The sequence below is a fragment of the Bradyrhizobium sp. WSM1417 genome (assembly GCF_000515415.1).
In the GTDB taxonomy this organism is placed as follows: Bacteria; Pseudomonadota; Alphaproteobacteria; order Rhizobiales; family Xanthobacteraceae; genus Bradyrhizobium.
This window is the reverse complement of sequence record NZ_KI911783.1, coordinates 6976633-6993253: the sequence shown is the minus strand read 5'-3', so window position 1 is coordinate 6993253 and position 16621 is coordinate 6976633. Positions and strand designations below refer to the sequence as shown.

Here is a 16621-nt window from a genome sequence, read left to right as displayed (position 1 = left end):
GAGCCAGCGGATCCCGTCATGCAGATGCCTGTCAGCCCTCCTTATTCGGATCTCGAACAGCGCGTGCTGTCGCGCATCACGGAGGAGCGCTGGCTTGAGCTCGCGTCCGAGCTGATCCGCACCGGCCAGCCCCGTTCCGGCAATCCGCTGGATCCCGATTTGCCCCCTGCCGAGGAAGAGGCGATCTCGATGCTGGTCGCGGGCAAGCTCGAAGCGCTCGGCATGGCGGTCACCAAGCACAGCGCGCAGCCGCACCGGCCGAACGTGCTCGGCGTGCTCAGGGGACGCGACGGCGCGCCTTCGCTCATTCTCAACGATCACCTCGACACCTATCCGGCCGTCGAGCCCGAGAAATGGCATATGACGGATTTCGATCCGTTCAAGGCGACGCGCCATGGCGATCTGCTCTACGCGCGCGGCACGTCCGACACGCGCGGAAACCTCGCTGCATCGTTGCTCGCAGTGCAGGCCCTGACCGAAGCGGGTGTGAAGTTCGATGGCACCTTGATGTGCTGCTACACCGTCGATGAGGAGCGGAACGGCACCGAGGGCTCCATCTACATGTTGAACAAGGTCGGCCTGACCGCCGACTACGAGATCACCGCCGAGCCGACCGCCTGGGGGGACGTCAATACGGACTGGGGCATGAACCTGTCGGTGGCCAATTCCGGCCACTGCCTGATCGAGCTCACCGTTCACGGGATCAAGTCGCACATCTGGCGACCGGACATCAGCGTCAACGCCATCATGGAAGCGGCAAAGCTGTTGCCGAAACTGAAGGACATGGCGTTCACGCATATCCCCAGCAAGTTCATGGGGCATACGCCGCCCTGCTGCGCCGTGGTGCGCATTCGGTCCGGCCTGCCTGGGGAGATGCAGTTCTCGCCGGATGCCTGCACCATCACGCTCGCCGTGGTCGGCATCGTGCCCGGCATGACGCTATCGAGTGTGATTGCGGACATCGAGCGTCTCGGACGGGACACTTTTGCGGGCGTGAACGACGTCAAGGTCGAGGTGCGCCAGGTGCCCGGCTCGTTGTTCGTCAATGCTACCGAACCGGTGCCGCTCGAGGAGGAGCCCTGCCGCTCCCTGCGCGCGGTGTACCGGCGTCTGATGGGTCGCGAGCCCGGGGTCAACCGCAAGAATGCCTTCAACGACACGATCCGCTTCCGCGAAGCCGGCATCAATGCGGTGACGTTCGGTCCCGGAGAAGACGGCTGGGCCGTCGACAACGAGAACATCTCGATCACCAAGTCGGTGATGGCGACGCGGATCTACGCGCTGACCATCATGCAGATCCTGGGAGTGCGGACATGAGCGTCGAGGCGACCCACATGACGATTCCAATCTCGCCGGATCGCACGCGACGCGGCAGCTTGCGGCTGCGGCTTCCGAAGGTCTCGCGATCGGTGCTGCTCTCGACGCTGACCGTCGCCGTGCTGCTGGCCGGCTGGGCCATCGTCACTGAGATGGGCTGGGCCAACGAGCTGTTCCTGCCGAAGCCGCAGGCGGTCTGGGCCGCGTTCGTCAAGACGATGACGAAGGGATATCAGGGCGCGACCCTGCTTCAGCATCTCGGCGCAAGCCTCTATCGTATCCTCACGGCCTTCACGCTGGCCTGCTTGATCGGCATCCCGCTCGGCGTCCTCATGGGCGTGTCGCGCAACGCACGCGCGCTCCTCAATCCGTTGATCGAGTTCTACCGGCCATTGCCGCCGCTCGGCCTCTATACGCTGCTGGTGATGTGGCTCGGCATCGGTGAGAGCTCGAAGCTGTCGCTGCTGTTTCTTGCCGGTCTGCCGGGCATCGTCATCTCGACGATCCAGGCCGTCACCAGCGTGGACCCGGTCTATGTGCGCGCCGCCCAGTCGCTCGGCGCGACCCGGCGACACCTGCTGTTTCACGTCTATTTGCCGGCGGCGGGACCGCTGATTCTGGCCGGCATGCGCATCTCGCTCGGATTCACCTACACCGTTCTCGTCGCCGCCGAAATCGTCGCGGCATCCGCCGGCATCGGCTGGATGATCTGGGACGCCGCGAAATTCCTGCTGTCCGACGTCGTGATCATGGGGCTGATCGTGCTCGGTCTCACCGGCGTCGTGCTCGACCTCATGATGCGCGGCATCGCGAGACTGTTGATGCCGTGGGCCTGAATCCAATCCTGATCCTAGGGGAGACCTCTATGAAGAGACTGATTGCGACGCTCGCGGTTACCACGTTGGCGCTCACGGCCGCTGTCCGCGCCGAGGAAAAGCCGGCGAAGGTGACCGTCGGCTATCTGAACCTCGTCAACGCGCAGCTGGTCACCAAGCATCTTGGCCTGCTCGCCAAGGAGATGCCGGGCGTCGACATCAAATACGTCAAAATCGGCGGCGGCGGCGACATGCTGCGCGCGATCGCCGGCAACGACGTCGACTTCGGCGGCCTCGGCAATCCGCCGACCGCGATCGGCGCGACGCGCGCCCTGCCGATCAAGGGCATCCTGGTGATCAACATGCTCGACTACGTTGAGTCGATGGTGGTTCGCGCCGACAAGAACATCACCTCGCTCAAGGACCTCAAGGGCAAGACGGTGGCGGCGCCGTTCGGCTCCACGACGCACTACCTCCTGCTCCAGGCGCTCAAGGACGAGGGTGTCGATCCCGCCTCGATGAAGATCTTGGACCTCGCGCCGTCGGACATCGCGGCGGCCTGGCTTCGCGGCGACATCGACGCGGCCTGGTTCTGGGAGCCGAATCTCGGCAAGGCCGTGAAGAACGGCGGCAAGATCCTCGTCACCTCGGGCGATATGGCGAAGCGCGGCTACCCGACCTGGGACATCGGCGTCGTCATGAACGCATTCGCAGAGAAGTATCCGTCCTACGTCGACAAGTTCATCAAGGCCGAATGCGAAGGCATCGACTTCTGGCTGAAGAACCCGGAGAAGACCGCGGAGATCATCGCGGAAGAGCTTTCGCTGCCCATCGAGGACGCGCAGCGAATGATGAAGGGTACCGGGATGATCCCCTGCAACAAGCAGCTCACGGAGGAATATCTCGGCACGTCCGCGAAAAAGGGCAAGTTCGTCGACACGCTGATCTCGACCGCCGACTTCCTGGTGAAGCAGGAGCGCCTGCCGAAGTTGCTGCCGCGCGCGGATTTCGAAGCCTTCATCCAGCCCGCCTATCTGGAGAAGGTGATCGGCCGCTAGGGTCGGTGCCGGCGGGCCTGTCTCGCCGGCACATTGCCAATTCCCTCTCGCACGTGACCGATATGAATCTCGCACCTCGCCACCTCCGTGCCGCCTATCGTAGCGGTGAGCTCAAGCCGTCCGATGTCGCCGCTTATGTGCTTTCGCGCCTTGAGGATGCCGACCAAAGCGGCGTCTGGATCTCGACGGCAAATCCCGAAGGCGTCATGGCAAAGGCCCGCGCGCTCGATGCCCGCATTGGTGAGATCGCCGAGCTGCCGCTCTACGGCCTCGTGTTCTCGGTCAAGGATTGTATCGATGTGGCCGGCGAGCAGACCACTTCGGCCTGCCCGGAATTCGCCTACACCGCGAAAGACACGAGCCCGGTCGTCGCCGACGCCATCGCCGCCGGCGCGATCTACCTTGGCAAGACCAATATGGATCAGTTCGCGACCGGCCTCGTCGGCGTGCGCTCGCCCTATGGCATCGCCCGCAACCCGCATAACCCCCACTACATTCCCGGCGGCTCCAGCTCGGGCGCAGCGGTATCGGTCGCGACAGGCACCTCGTCCTTTGCTTTCGGCACCGATACCGGCGGATCGGGCAGGGTGCCGGCGTCCTATTGCGGCGTGACCGGCTTCAAGCCGGCGCCCGGCGCCTTCAGTCAGCGCGGCATGGTCTATGCGTGCCGAAGTTTTGATACCATCTCGCTCTACACGCGCGATCCCGGAGATGGCCACGACGTCTATCGCGTGTTGGCGCGGCGCGATGCCGAGGACTGTTTTTCACCGGTGGATTTCGCCGGATGGACGGAGCAGGGATCTCCAGCGCGGCCGCTTCACATCGCAACGCCCCGTCCGGATCAGCTCAGGTTCTTCGGCAATGCGGAGACGGAGGCGCTGTTCGGCGATGGGCTTCGCAAGCTGCGGCAACTCGATCTGTCGGTCACTTCGGTCGATTTCTCGCCGTTCATTTCGGTCAACGATTTGATGTTTTTCGGACCTTTCCTCGCCGAGCGGGACGTCTCGGTCGGCGCGTTCCTCGACGCCAACCCGGACGCGGGCGTGAAGATCGTGCGCGACCTGGTCATCGGCAGCCGGAAGTTCACGGCGGCCGACGCCTATCGTGCATTCTACAAGGTCAAGGAGGTCCAGCGATCGCTGCGCGATTTCTGGCAAGTTCACGACGCGCTGGTCGTGCCGACGGTCGGCACTGTGCTGAGCATCGACGACGTCGCGCGCGATCCGCTGACGTCCAACTTCAACAACGGCTATTACACCAATTACGCCAACCCGCTTGCGCTGGCCGCCATCGCCGTTCCGAACGCCGTCACCGCAGCCGGCGTGCCCTATGGCGTCACGTTCCTGGCGCCGGCCGGCCGGGAGCGCCTGCTCACCGATCTGGCTTGCGCTTTCGTGGAGGCTTCAGCCGTGCCCGACCATATGCGCCGCGTTGCAATCTGAGTGGAGACCCCCTAGCCTTCGAGCCGTCACTCGAAGGGAGACCGATCGTGGAGCGCAGCGATGCGCATGAGGTGGCCGATCCAGCTGAGCCGCGCGCCGAACTGCCTCGGCCCGGGACCGGACGTTATGTGCTGAAGGCGTTGGACAAGCCCGATCTGGAGCTGGTGATGCGAACCGGCAGGCTCGCGACCTACCAGAACCGCGAATATCTGCTGCGGGAGGGCGAGCCCGCAAACGGCGTCCACATCATCCTGAACGGGATCGTCGAAAGCACCCATGCCGGCACACAGGGGCGCGAACTGATGCTGTCGACCTGGGAGGCGGGCGACTTCGTCGGCGCGCCCTATATCCTCGGCGATCATCGCCACAGCTGGTCGGCCCGCGCGCTCGGGCGGGTCGAAGCACTGCATCTCGATCAGGACGCGGTCCGCCGGCTGATCGCGCAGTCGCCGTCGTTCGCAGTCGCGCTGATCGAGTGTCTCGGCTTCAAGGGCGAGACGTATTCGATGCTGGCGCAGACGCTGGCGGGACAGAAGGCGGCGGAACGGTTGGTGCTGCTGTTGGTCAAGCTGTGCGAGAACGCAGCCCAGGACGAGAGCGGCCCGATCTCGCTCGGCCGCATCACGCAAGCCAATCTCGCGCGCATGATCGGCGCGACGCGCCAGTCGATCAGCCTGATCCTCAGCCGCCTCCAGGACGACGGCATCATCTGGACCGGCCCGACCAAGATGGTCGTCAACGATCTCGCTGCGCTCCGCAAGCAGGTGACCGACTAGGCGTGGACGAGTAAGGTCAGCTTACCGACGCAACGGAAGTCTCCGCCTTGAGCATGATGGGCGGCTTTTGACCCTGGCTGTGTGAAAACGCCGTGCCTACTATGATTCCCGCACTGAATCGGCGGGGGCTGGCATGGCTCGTTTCGTTCAAGGAGCTGATCGCGGGCAATCTACTTTGTTGCCGGAATGCCTGGACGACTGGGTTGCAGATGACAATCCGGTTCACGTGATCGACGCCTTCGTTGCAGCCCTCGATCTGGCTGAACTTGGGTTCGGTGGCGTTGAGCCTGCCGGCACAGGTAGGCCGTCGTATCATCCGGCCGCGCTCTTAGGGCTCTACATTTACGGTTATCTCAACCGTGTCCATTCGAGCCGCCGGCTTGAGCGTGAAGCTGGCCGCAATGTCGAAGTGATGTGGCTGCTCGCCAGGCTTGCGCCCGATCACAAAACGATTGCCGATTTCCGCAAGGACAATGGTCCCGGCATCAAAAAGGTCTGCGCGCGATTCGTCGAGGTGTGCCGCAAGATGGGCTTGCTCGCGACAGCCAGCGTTGCGATCGACGGCAGCAAATTCAAAGCAGTCAATAATCGCGATAAGAACTTCACGCGCGGCAAAGTCGAGCGGCGGCGCACGCAATTGGAGGAGAGTGTTGCGCGCTATCTCGCTCAGCTCGATGCCGCCGACCGGCAGGAGCCGTCGGAAACACTGGAGTTAAAAAAGACGCGGATCAAAGAACGACTCAAAAATCTGACCGTTGAAATGGCGAAACTCGCAGCGATTGAAAAACAGGTTCTGGCGTCGCCCGATCAGCAGATATCGTTCACTGATTCCGACAGCCGTTCGATGGCCACGAGCGGCCGTGGTTCTGGCGTCGTCGGCTACAACGTGCAGACGGCGGTCGATACAGAAAACCATCTGATCGTCGCGCACGAGGTGACAACAAGCGGCTCGGACCGGTCGCAACTTGCAAACATAGCCCGGCAAGCCAAAGCCGTTCTTGAGGCCGACACGCTCGATGTTGTTGCCGATCGCGGCTACTTCAAGGGTGAAGAAATCGTGGCGTGCGAGCAATCTGGCATCACGGTGACTTTGCCCAAGCCGATGACATCGGGTGCGAAGGCTTCGGGACGCTTCGGCAAACAGGACTTTGCTTATCTGCCAAATGAGGATGTTTATCGCTGCCCTGCCGGTGAGAAACTCAAATATTATTATACCAACGACGAAGACGGCCAGAAGCTGCGCAACTATTGGACGAACGCCTGCAAAACCTGTCCACTCAAATCGAAGTGCACGCCGAGCCCACAACGCCGTATCAAGCGATGGGTGCACGAGGACGTTCTCGAACGCGCTCAGGCGCGGCTCGACAAGAATCCAAACGCCATGCGCACACGCCGCGAGACCGTCGAGCATAGGTTCGGCACACTGAAGATGCGCATGGGCGCGACGCACTTCTTGTGCGTGACCCTGCCGAAAGTTGCGACCGAGATGGCGCTGTGCGTGCTCGGCTACAATCTGACACGCGTGCTGAACATCGTCGGGATGAAACCGCTGCTGGCGGCGGTGAGGGCGTGATACGGGCGTTGCCGCGCGCCGTTGCGGTTCATGGGGCGGCGCGTAAAAGAGCCCCCGACATTGCCTCAGGATGAGTTCTGGTCGAGCGGCTGTAAAACTTGCCCAAATTGATCGGGCCGCGATAGCCTGAGTTCGACCGCGCCGGTCCGCGTCATGCAACAGCGTTTTTACACGACCAAGACCCATTGCAGGCACTGGCTCCACCGCTGGGTTCGTCCGAAGATCTACTCACCAGCCGACCTTCTTGGAGGCCTTATGAGCACAATCAACGCGGCTACGATTTGCATTGCCGCGGCCAAGGCGAACGGCACCACGTAGCTCGTCGAAATGTCCCGAAGTACGCCGAGGATAGCAGGAGCCAACGCAAAGACAGCTTGATTGAACGCCACCACGAGCGCGACGACCGTACCGACGTCGGCCGGACGAAACTCATGTTGCGCGATAAGCGGGGGAAGGGAAACAACGTTACCGACGCCGAGACCAAACAGCACGCAACCAACCAGTACAATCGTGGGCGCATCTGAGATGATCATCAATGCAACGCCGGCGCTTTGGAGAAGAAAGTTCGCGGATGCAGCCAGGCGGCGATCACGGCCTCCGATCGTCCAGCCTAGCAGAGTGCGGCCCAAAACAGCGGATGTCGTCACCATACTGACTGCGGCGGCAGCCCCGTTCTCGCCGAGCAATGGGGATATTCGGGTCAGCAAGTGCGTTAGCAGTCCGACTTGAGCGAATAGAGCCAACGCGAAGGCCACTGAAAGTGTCATGAAACCCTTGGTCTTGATGAGGTCTTTACGAGGACTACGCGTCGATGGGGCAGCGACGTGGGGCTTGCTGTCGATAAGCAGCCCGTCGGGCGCCAGACCGAGTCCCTTCGGATCACGGCGCAGGTAAAAAATCGAAAGAGGTATTATGACCAGCGGCATGGCGATACCTACCGCGACCGCCGCCGCCTCAACCCCAATCTTGGCGATCAGCAAAATAAGCAACGGTGGAAACATGACGCCGCCGATGCTTGCGCCGTTGAATGCCAAGCCGATGGCCATTGGTCGATCTCGATCGAACCATGGAGCGACCATCGCGTTGATCGCCGCACCGCTCGTCGCTGCCCAACCACTCCCCGAGATTGCTGCCGCCCCGAACAATTGCCACGGAGCTGACGCGACTGACCAGGCCACGATCCCTGCGCCTGCGAGAACCGCGCCGATGATCGTTGTCTGCGCCAACCCAAGTGATCTGTGAGCTTCGGGTAAGTACACAATCAGTGCTGCCCCGATCAGGAAGTGCGCAGTGATCGCGCTAGAGATCATTGCGACCGGCCAGCCCTTGGAAGCGTGCAACGTCAGCAAGAGCACTCCCGGACTATAAAATCCGACACCCCATCCGAAGACCGCGATTACAAACGCGGCCCAAACGACGGACCAGCCCTGAAATCGCGATTGTCGAAGCTCGGGGATCTGCAGAGTTAGGTGTCCTGATCTGAGGGCAGGGCGACGACTTGCCAAGTACGCACCGTATGCGCAATCAATCGCGCGTTTGCTCGTAGGCCTTCAGATGCGTGTAGGCCGTGCGCAGCCGGGGCACCGGAACTTTAGCTGTATCAGCGCGCGCAATCAGGTCGCCAATCACATGATCGGCTTCGATCAGTTGGCCCGCCTTAATGTCGCGGAACATCGATGCGGTGAGCGGTGAGCCTTCCGTGGTCAACATCCCTGTCGCGCGTTCCAGCGCAGGCGCACGGGGCGGATAGCCCTCCACGGTCGCGACCGCCCTGCATTCGTCGAGAATGCCAAGCAGGAAGTCCTTACCGCCGGACGCCGCCAGAATCATGCCGATTGGGGCGCGCATCAGGCTGGTCGAGGCCGCGATCGACGCGAGGAACACCCATTTCTCCCACATATCTTGCAGGACGGTCTCGCTCGCCGCGCCGTCGAAATTACAGCTTCTGACGACGTCCTCGATGGCGCGAACCCGGTCTGACAGTTTGCCGTCGCGCTCGCCGAAACCAAGCGACTGCACCGGGGCCAGCTGGACTACTTCTCGCTTGTCGTTCAGTGTCACTGCAATCAGGCAGAGCCCGCCCAGCACCTGGCTCGCGCCAATTTTTTCGTCGAGAACGTCCAGATGACGCATACCGTTGAGCAGCGGGATGATCACGGTCCTCTCGCTTACCGCCGGCGCGAACGACTTGATCGCATCGTCGAGGTCGTAGGCCTTGCAACTCAACAGCACGACGTCAAACTTGTCCTTGATGGTGTCGGCCTGGACGACGGGCGGATGCTTCAGCGTTACGTCGCCATTCGGGCTTTTGATCACGAGGCCTGCGGCGGCAAGCTCCGAGGCACGGCGCGGCCGCACCAGAAAGGTGATGTCGCGGCCGGCTTGCAGCATCCTGCCGCCGAAGTATCCGCCAATGGCCCCTGCGCCAACGATGAGAACGCGCATCTCTCAATTCCTCTTGTTGTTGGATACCGGATTGTCCAGAACGTTGCTTATCCGCGGCTCCGGTGTTCCTGGACATCTACATACCAGAAGGGGCACTCTGCGCGCTCGCCGGAATCGGACTCCGTCGCCGGCTATCCTCGAGGAACTCAATGCTCGATATCGAAGAATGCGAACGGGCACGCGTTAGGCGGGATCGTCGCTTCGACGGCCTATTCTTTTCTGGCGTTCGCACGACACGTATCTACTGCCGCCCGGTCTGTCCGGTGCGCCCAGCCAAGGCGGCCAACGTAATGTTCTATCCGTCGGCAGCGGCGGCCGAACTTGCGGGTTTCCGACCGTGTCTGAGGTGCAGGCCCGAGGCTGCTCCTTTCTCGCCTGCATGGAAGGGAACACGCACCACTGTCGAACGTGCGCTCCGGCTCATCGCGGACGGTGCACTTGATGACGGCAGTGTCGAGACTTTGGCCGATCGTCTCGGGATCGGTTCGAGACATTTGTCCCGGCTCTTCCAAAGGCATCTCGGTGCAAGCCCGGTTCAAGTCGCCCAGACGACACGCGTGCAGCGGGCGAAGCGGTTTCTGGACGAGACCGATCTCACGATGTCGGAGATCGCCGTGCGCGCAGGCTTCGGTAGCTTGCGGCGATTCAATACGGTGTTCGCTGAGGTTTATCGGCGACCGCCAACGCAGATCAGGCGTGCCCGCAAACCGAGTGCCACGTAAACGTCGGCTTTCGGTGAAGCGGACAGATCGTCAGCCGAGCGCACACGTCTCTTGTTTGCCCATCTGCGACCTCGGAAGCCATCCGCTCGTCGGCCAGTGTTGGCGTTAAGCCGGACATCAGGTGGCCGGCCGCTCGATGAGTACACGCTCTAGCGCACGGCGCCGTAGAAATCATTCCGAGGCCGACTTCGAGGACGCTGGGACCTGCCCCATGCACAGCTGCACCTCGGCCGGGACCGGAGCGAAGGTGCTGTTTGTAATCTTCGATATCCTTTAGCGCACATGGACTGCGCGGCTCGTCTGAAGTCAGCTTCGGGCCAGTAAACGCACTAGCTTCAACCGAACTGGAACAATCTCCAAGCGATCCTGTTGAAGTTTGCTACAGCCCAGCTGAGACAGGCACGGAGTATTCCTGGAAAAGCCTGTCGTTATCAGGGAAGGTGCTTCACATGGATGACGAACGAAAATCATCGAATCCTGGAGAACGGGCCGCTGAAGGCTTGCGCGAGGCGACTGCCAAGGAAGAAGCGAAAAACGAGAGAAAGACGGGACACGATTTAGCGAAGGGCGCTGATCGCTTCGAAGAACGCTCCAAAAGCTCGGATGGAAGAAACGCCGAAGAGAAACAAAAAGGGTGAATGTATACAGCAGACCCGGCGCTGCGTTTCAGTGGAGGAAAGCAGGCGAACTTGAGCCGATAGCATCGAGGTTGCCGATGATAATCCATCTCGGTAACAGCCACCTGACGCTGGTGCTGCGGACTGTCACGGAAGCGTCAACCAGCTCGAACTCGTCGCACTGACTTAGATCTCCCAGGCGCGAGGGTTGTCCCAGCTGCAATCATCTGTGCAAACTGCGAGCATGGCAGCTGTGAACCACACCTCCCTGAGAAGCCGCGTCCGTCGCCTCTACGAGGGTACAACGCCGAGCGCCGTTGGTTTCCGCTATGCTTTGCTCGCGTTTGATGTTGTTACCATACTGTTCATCATCGGAACGTCGTTCCTGCACCCCAGTGAGATCATCGAAACCTTCGACCTGCTATTCGGCGCAATGATATTGGCCGATTTTTCAGCACGCCTACTCGCCGACCGGCACCCGCTTCGAAAGTTTGGCCGCCTCTCGACATGGGCTGACATGGTCGCCATCGTTTCATTCCTGGCGCCCCTCGCTGGCGAGGCTGGCGGCTTTCTGCGGATTTTGCGGACACTGGGACTGCTTCGTGACTACCAGATGCTCGCTAGGTTGCGCATGGATTCGTCATTCTTCCGTCGCAACGAGGAGGTCATCTTTGCCGTCACGAACCTTGCGGTTTTCATATTTGTCATGACGGGGATAGTCTACGAGACCCAGAAGTTTCGTAACGATCAGATTCGGAATTATGCTGACGCCCTGTATTTCACGGTCACCGCGCTGACGACGACTGGCTTTGGCGATATCACCCTGCCAGGCACAATAGGTCGTTTGATAACCGTCGTGATCATGATTTTCGGCGTAACCCTGTTCTTCAATCTTGCGCGCGCATTGTTGAGTCCGAACAAGGTCAGATTTCCTTGCCCAACTTGCGGACTGCAGCGGCATGAGAGCGATGCCGTGCATTGCAAGGCATGCGGCGCTGTTCTCAATATTCCCGATGAAGGTTTGGCGTAGCTGTTGCTACCTCGGCGATCGAAACGTATTGCCATCATCAGGAGCGGTGCCGGAGTGGATGGCGTTTTTCGGTCGTGGGTGCCCGCTCGCGAGGAGCCCGCACATGATAGAGCTTTGGAACAGGTGGTATGGGACCATGGTCTCTTTCTACGCCCTTGCATCCATCGCAATCATCGCCGTGGTAACGGCCTTGTCTAGCGCCCGGCGCCGTAGAAATTATTTTCAGGTCGACTTCGACGGTGCCGGCACCAGCCCCATGCACAGCTGCACCTCGGCCGGGACATTGTAGGTCCGCATGATGTGGCGGCTGTCGCGCAAGCCGGAGGCCTCACGCTGCACCACCAACATCCAGAGCGCGTGGCCGGCCTCCATCACCAGCTTGCGTCGGGCCGGCTGCATCGAGGCCGGCACCTCGGGGAGGGCATGGGCGGCGTCGAACTCGCGCAGGCGCGCCAGCGCCTGTTCGAGCGTGCGGCCCATCCGTCCGAGCGCGGAGGCCTGTTCCTGGACAATCTCGTAATGGAGGATATCGACGGGCGGGCGGAGATCACGGGACATGAGCCCAAATATAATGCTGCCGAAACGGCCTGCAACGCAGGCCCGGCTTGCCGCTACTTCGCCCGATAAGCTGCCAGGAACATCCGCGTCGCGCTGTCGACGACTTCGCTCATGCGCTCTTCCGACGGTGCGGGCGCGGCCTGGAAGACGAAGGGCAGGAACAGCGAGGCCTTGCACAGTTCCATGAACTGCGACGCCGCCAGATCGCAATCGTCGATCTCGAGATCGCCGGAGGCGACATGGGTGTTGAGATAGTCGGAGAGGCGGTTGATGGATTTGTCCAGCACGCGCGCATAATAGCGGCGGCCGAGATCGGGCATGCGCTCGGCGATCGCCATCACGGTGCGGATCGCCGATCCGCCGCCGGGCCGGCACAGCAGACGATTGTAGGCCCGGCCGAAATCCTTCAGCGTGGTTTCAACATCGCGGGCGGGATCGAAATTGAACGCGACCTGACCGTGCTGGAGCGCCTCCTGCTCGAGGATGGCTTCGAACAGCGCGCATTTGTCGGCGAAGTAGACGTAAAGCGTGCCCTTGGAGACCTGGGCCGCGCGGGCGATCTCGCCCATGCTGGCGCCGTCAAACCCGAGATCCATGAACACCTTGCGGGCCCCGTCCAGGATCTGGCGGCGTTTGGAGCTGTCCTCCTCCTGGATGACGTGCAGATGTTCGCGGCCGGCTACAACCATTGGTTCAGGGTCTCGGAAAGTTTTTGCTTCGGTCGAGGGTCATGAAACCGAAATAAAGGATTCGGGCCAGTAGGGTCTGCCCGGGAATATTATCTATATTGACCGAACCGTTCGGTCAATGATATTTGGGATAGGCGAGAGGGACCCGGCCGCACGGCGGCCGTCCCTCATTGCGCTTTTTTGGGGGAGGCCTCCATGGCCGTAGTGAGAGACCAGGCTGCGCGCGTCCTTCGCCCGGACGCCGTGGAGACGCCGACGCCCGCGGGTGGTGACGCTGCCACCGACACGTCTGTAGCTCTCGCCGAGCAGTTGCGCTCTCATGTGGCCGAGGAAACCAAGCGCCGCCCCAGCGAGGCGCCGGAGACGCCCGTGACCGACAAGCCGGCCGCAGCCCCCGACGTGCCCGCCGCCGCCGGCGCGCCGAAGTCCGGCAAGCGCAAGTTCGTGATGATGGGAGTAGGGCTGGTGCTGGCGCTCGCGGCCGCGAGCTATGCCGGCTATTACACGCTGGTCGGCCGCTTCTACGTCGCGACCGACGACGCCTATGTCCGCGCCAACAACACCATGCTGGGCGCGCGCGTTGCCGGCCACGTCTCCTCGATCCTCGCCGGCGACAACACGACGGTGCGCGCCGGTGACATCGTCTTCCGCATCGACGACGGCGACTACAAGATCGCGGTCGACGCCGCCGCGACCAGGATCGCGACCCAGCAGGCCACCATCGATCGCATCGGCCGCCAGGTCGCGGCGCTCGACAGCCAGGTCGCACAGGCCAAGGCGCAGCTCGTCTCCGCCGAAGCCGGCCTCAAGCGCGCCGACCTCGATTACGAGCGCCAGCAGGCGCTGAGCAACAAGGGGTTTGCCTCGCGCGCCACCTTCGAGAGCTCCGAAGCCGGACGCGACCAGGGCGCCGCCGCGGTCAAGGCTGCGCAGGCCGCCTACGACGTCGCGCTCAGCAATGTCGACGTCGCCAAGGCGCAGCAGGCCGAAGCGCAGGCGCAGCTCGCCGAGCTCAAGACCACGCTGGCCAAGGCCGAGCGCGATCTCGCCTTCACCGCGGTGCGCGCGCCGGTCGACGGCACGTTCTCGAACCGCCTCGTCAGCGCCGGCGACTTCGTCGCGGTGGGCCAGCGGCTCGGCAACGTCGTGCCGCTCGACAACGTCTATATCGACGCCAATTTCAAAGAGACCCAGCTCAAGCGCATCCGCCCCGGCCAGCCGGTGACGATCAAGGTCGACGCCTACGGCATGCGCAAATTCTCCGGCGTCGTTGACAGCATCGCGGCGGGCGCGGGCTCGGTGTTCACGCTGCTGCCGCCTGACAACGCCACCGGCAACTTCACCAAGATCGTGCAGCGCGTGCCGGTCCGCATCCGCGTGCCGAAGTCGGTCGCAAAGCAAAACCTGCTTCGCGCCGGCATGTCGGTCACTGCGACCGTCGATACCAACAAGGGCGCGGCCGACGCCGACAGCGAAGTCGATCTCGACGACGCCACCATGATCCATCCGCAGTAGCGCGCCTGCGCCGCGAGGTCAGACCATGGCGAACGCCACGACCGCTTCACCTGCCATGATGGCGGACCCCGCTTCGGAGCGCATCGCACCGAAGCGGCTGTTCGCTTTCATCATCATGGTGTTCGGGATGTTCATGTCGATCCTGGACATCCAGATCGTCTCGGCGTCCCTGAGTGAAATCCAGGCCGGCCTGTCGGCAAGCTCCAGCGAGGTCTCCTGGGTCCAGACCGCCTATCTGATCGCCGAAGTAATCGCGATTCCGCTGTCGGGATTTTTGTCGCGTGCCTTCGGCACGCGGTTGTTGTTCGCAATCTCGGCGGCCGGCTTTACCGCATCGAGCCTGCTCTGCGGCTTCGCCACCACCATCGAGGAGATGATCCTCTGGCGCGCGCTGCAAGGTTTTCTCGGCGCCGGCATGATCCCGACGGTGTTCGCCTCCGCCTACACCGTCTTCCCGCGCACCAAATTCCACATCGTCGGTCCTATCATCGGGCTCGTCGCGACGCTGGCACCGACCATCGGACCGACCGTCGGCGGCTACATCACCGACCTGATGTCCTGGAACTGGCTGTTCTTCATCAACATCGTGCCCGGCATCGGGATCACCATCGGCGTGCTGGCGCTGGTCGATTTCGACGAGCCGCATTTCGAATTGCTCGATCGTTTCGACTGGTGGGGGCTGCTGTTCATGGCCGGCTTCCTCGGCACGCTGGAATATGTGCTGGAGGAAGGGCCGCAATATGAATGGATGCAGGACCCCTCTGTCGCGATCTGCGCCTGGATCTGCGGCATCTCGGCGATCGCCTTCTTCTGGCGCGTCTTCACGGCGGCCGAGCCGATCGTCAATTTACGTACCTTTTCCAATCGCAATTTCGCGATCGGCTGCGTCCTTCAGTTCTGCATCGGCATCGGCCTCTACGGCCTGACCTACATCTATCCGCGCTATCTCGCCGAAGTGCGCGGCTACAGCGCGCTGATGATCGGCGAGACCGTTGCCATCTCCGGCATCACCATGTTCCTGGTCGCGCCGCTGGTCGGCCGGCTGATGGCGAGCGTCGACATGCGCTACATGATCGCGTTCGGCCTGGTCGTGTTCGCGCTCGGCTCCTACCAGATGACCTGGATCACGCGCGACTACGATTTCTACGAGCTGCTGATTCCGCAGATCCTGCGCGGCATCGGCATGATGTTCGCGATGGTGCCGACCAACAACATCGCGCTCGGCACGCTCGCGCCAGACCGGGTGAAGAACGCCTCGGGCCTCTTCAACCTGATGCGCAATCTCGGCGGCGCGGTGGGTCTCGCCGTCATCAACACTGTGCTCAACGACCGCACCGACCTGCACATCACGCGCCTGCAGGAGCGCGTCACATGGGGCAACGCGACCGCGACCGAAACCCTGACGATGTTCATGCAGAAGTTTCAGGGGCTTGGCGATTCCACGCTGATGGCGATGAAGCAACTGTCGCAGCTCGTGCATCGCCAGGCCGTGGTGATGGGCTTCGGCGATGCTTTCTTCATCCTGACGCTGTTCTATCTCGGCCTGACCCTGCTCGTCACGCTGTTGAAGAGGCCGGCCTCGCCGTTCGGGGCCAGCGGCGACGCGCACTAAGCCAGCCACTCATTCGGTGTCATCGCCCGGCTTGACCGGGCGATCCAGTATTCCGAAAAGCCTGTAATAGAGCCGAGGCGCCGCGGCGTACTGGATGCCCCGCCTGCCGCCTTCGCTAAAGCTTCGGCGCCCCTGGACCTGAACCCCGGCGAAGCCTTGGCGTAGCCGGGTCGCGGGGCATGACGGAGGAGAGCGCTGCGACGCGCACTAATTTGCAACACTCGTGCGTGATCTCGCGCGAGCCCCGTTGCAAATCACCGATGACACATCTATAAAGCGCACCTCATTCCATCGAACCGGGAGGATTTGCATGATTTCGTCGCATTCGCAGATCGCACGCCCGCGCTCGATGGTGCTCTGGCTCGGTATGTGCTCGGCCTCCTAGAGGCCTCTTCCGCCAGCTTCGATTGGGCTTCCAGTCCCGATCGCTCCTCTCCCCAAGTCTAAAACCA

General features: G+C 62.2%; 15 protein-coding genes. 11 read left to right on the top strand and 4 right to left on the bottom strand.

The features are described from left to right. The first annotated feature begins 18 nt into the window (after positions 1-18). The 6 genes from BRA1417_RS0134190 (at position 19) to BRA1417_RS0134165 (ending at position 6981) form a co-directional block, all read left to right on the top strand. Positions 19-1317: a M20 family metallopeptidase gene (locus BRA1417_RS0134190; protein ID WP_027519652.1), complete on the top strand. Its 1299-nt coding sequence runs from the start codon at positions 19-21 to the stop codon at positions 1315-1317. Further along, a complete protein-coding gene (locus BRA1417_RS0134185; RefSeq protein WP_027519651.1) occupies positions 1314-2153 on the top strand; it encodes an ABC transporter permease in 840 nt (279 codons plus the stop codon). Before BRA1417_RS0134190 ends, BRA1417_RS0134185 begins: the two co-directional genes overlap by 4 nt. Positions 2154-2182: 29 nt before the next feature. Further along, positions 2183-3190, top strand: coding sequence for an aliphatic sulfonate ABC transporter substrate-binding protein (locus tag BRA1417_RS0134180; protein ID WP_027519650.1), 1008 nt, complete (start codon positions 2183-2185; stop codon positions 3188-3190). Between the two features lie 62 nt (positions 3191-3252). Next, positions 3253-4632, top strand: coding sequence for an amidase family protein (locus BRA1417_RS0134175; protein WP_027519649.1), 1380 nt, complete (start codon positions 3253-3255; stop codon positions 4630-4632). Positions 4633-4679: 47 nt separating this feature from the next. Further along, positions 4680-5408, top strand: coding sequence for a Crp/Fnr family transcriptional regulator (locus BRA1417_RS0134170; protein ID WP_027519648.1), 729 nt, complete (start codon positions 4680-4682; stop codon positions 5406-5408). Positions 5409-5541: 133 nt separating this feature from the next. Then, on the top strand, positions 5542-6981 hold the full coding sequence (locus BRA1417_RS0134165; protein ID WP_027519647.1) for an IS1182 family transposase: 1440 nt from the start codon (positions 5542-5544) through the stop codon (positions 6979-6981). A gap of 224 nt (positions 6982-7205) precedes the next feature. On the opposite strand, the gene BRA1417_RS0134160 is transcribed toward BRA1417_RS0134165, so the two are convergent. Both BRA1417_RS0134160 and panE read right to left on the bottom strand, forming a co-directional pair. Next, the gene (locus BRA1417_RS0134160; RefSeq protein WP_198034885.1) at positions 7206-8486 is read right to left on the bottom strand and encodes an MFS transporter; all 1281 of its coding nucleotides are present in this window, start codon (positions 8484-8486) and stop codon (positions 7206-7208) included. A gap of 19 nt (positions 8487-8505) precedes the next feature. Continuing rightward, a complete protein-coding gene (panE, locus tag BRA1417_RS0134155; RefSeq protein WP_027519645.1) occupies positions 8506-9426 on the bottom strand; it encodes a 2-dehydropantoate 2-reductase in 921 nt (306 codons plus the stop codon). 149 nt (positions 9427-9575) lie between these two features. Between panE and BRA1417_RS0134150 the strand changes: the two genes are divergently transcribed. The 3 genes from BRA1417_RS0134150 to BRA1417_RS0134145 all read left to right on the top strand — a co-directional run bounded on the left by BRA1417_RS0134150 (position 9576) and on the right by BRA1417_RS0134145 (position 11795). Then, positions 9576-10148, top strand: a complete 573-nt coding sequence (locus BRA1417_RS0134150; RefSeq protein ID WP_027519644.1) for a bifunctional transcriptional activator/DNA repair enzyme AdaA — start codon at positions 9576-9578, stop codon at positions 10146-10148. A gap of 449 nt (positions 10149-10597) precedes the next feature. Further along, a complete protein-coding gene (locus BRA1417_RS43290) occupies positions 10598-10786 on the top strand; it encodes a hypothetical protein (protein ID WP_084462374.1) in 189 nt (62 codons plus the stop codon). A 223-nt stretch (positions 10787-11009) separates the two neighbouring features. Next, a complete protein-coding gene (locus tag BRA1417_RS0134145; protein ID WP_035968996.1) occupies positions 11010-11795 on the top strand; it encodes a potassium channel family protein in 786 nt (261 codons plus the stop codon). A gap of 222 nt (positions 11796-12017) precedes the next feature. On the opposite strand, the gene BRA1417_RS0134140 is transcribed toward BRA1417_RS0134145, so the two are convergent. Then, a complete protein-coding gene (locus BRA1417_RS0134140; RefSeq protein WP_027519642.1) occupies positions 12018-12353 on the bottom strand; it encodes a DUF6665 family protein in 336 nt (111 codons plus the stop codon). A gap of 53 nt (positions 12354-12406) precedes the next feature. Beyond that, positions 12407-13042 carry a TetR/AcrR family transcriptional regulator gene (locus tag BRA1417_RS0134135; protein ID WP_027519641.1) on the bottom strand — a complete coding sequence of 212 codons (636 nt, stop codon included), beginning with the start codon at positions 13040-13042 and terminating at the stop codon, positions 12407-12409. A gap of 195 nt (positions 13043-13237) precedes the next feature. Between BRA1417_RS0134135 and BRA1417_RS0134130 the strand changes: the two genes are divergently transcribed. Together BRA1417_RS0134130 and BRA1417_RS0134125 are read left to right on the top strand one after the other, a co-directional pair. After that, positions 13238-14557, top strand: coding sequence for an HlyD family secretion protein (locus tag BRA1417_RS0134130; protein ID WP_027519640.1), 1320 nt, complete (start codon positions 13238-13240; stop codon positions 14555-14557). A 25-nt stretch (positions 14558-14582) separates the two neighbouring features. Beyond that, positions 14583-16169, top strand: a complete 1587-nt coding sequence (locus BRA1417_RS0134125; protein ID WP_027519639.1) for a DHA2 family efflux MFS transporter permease subunit — start codon at positions 14583-14585, stop codon at positions 16167-16169. Positions 16170-16621: the final 452 nt, after the last annotated feature.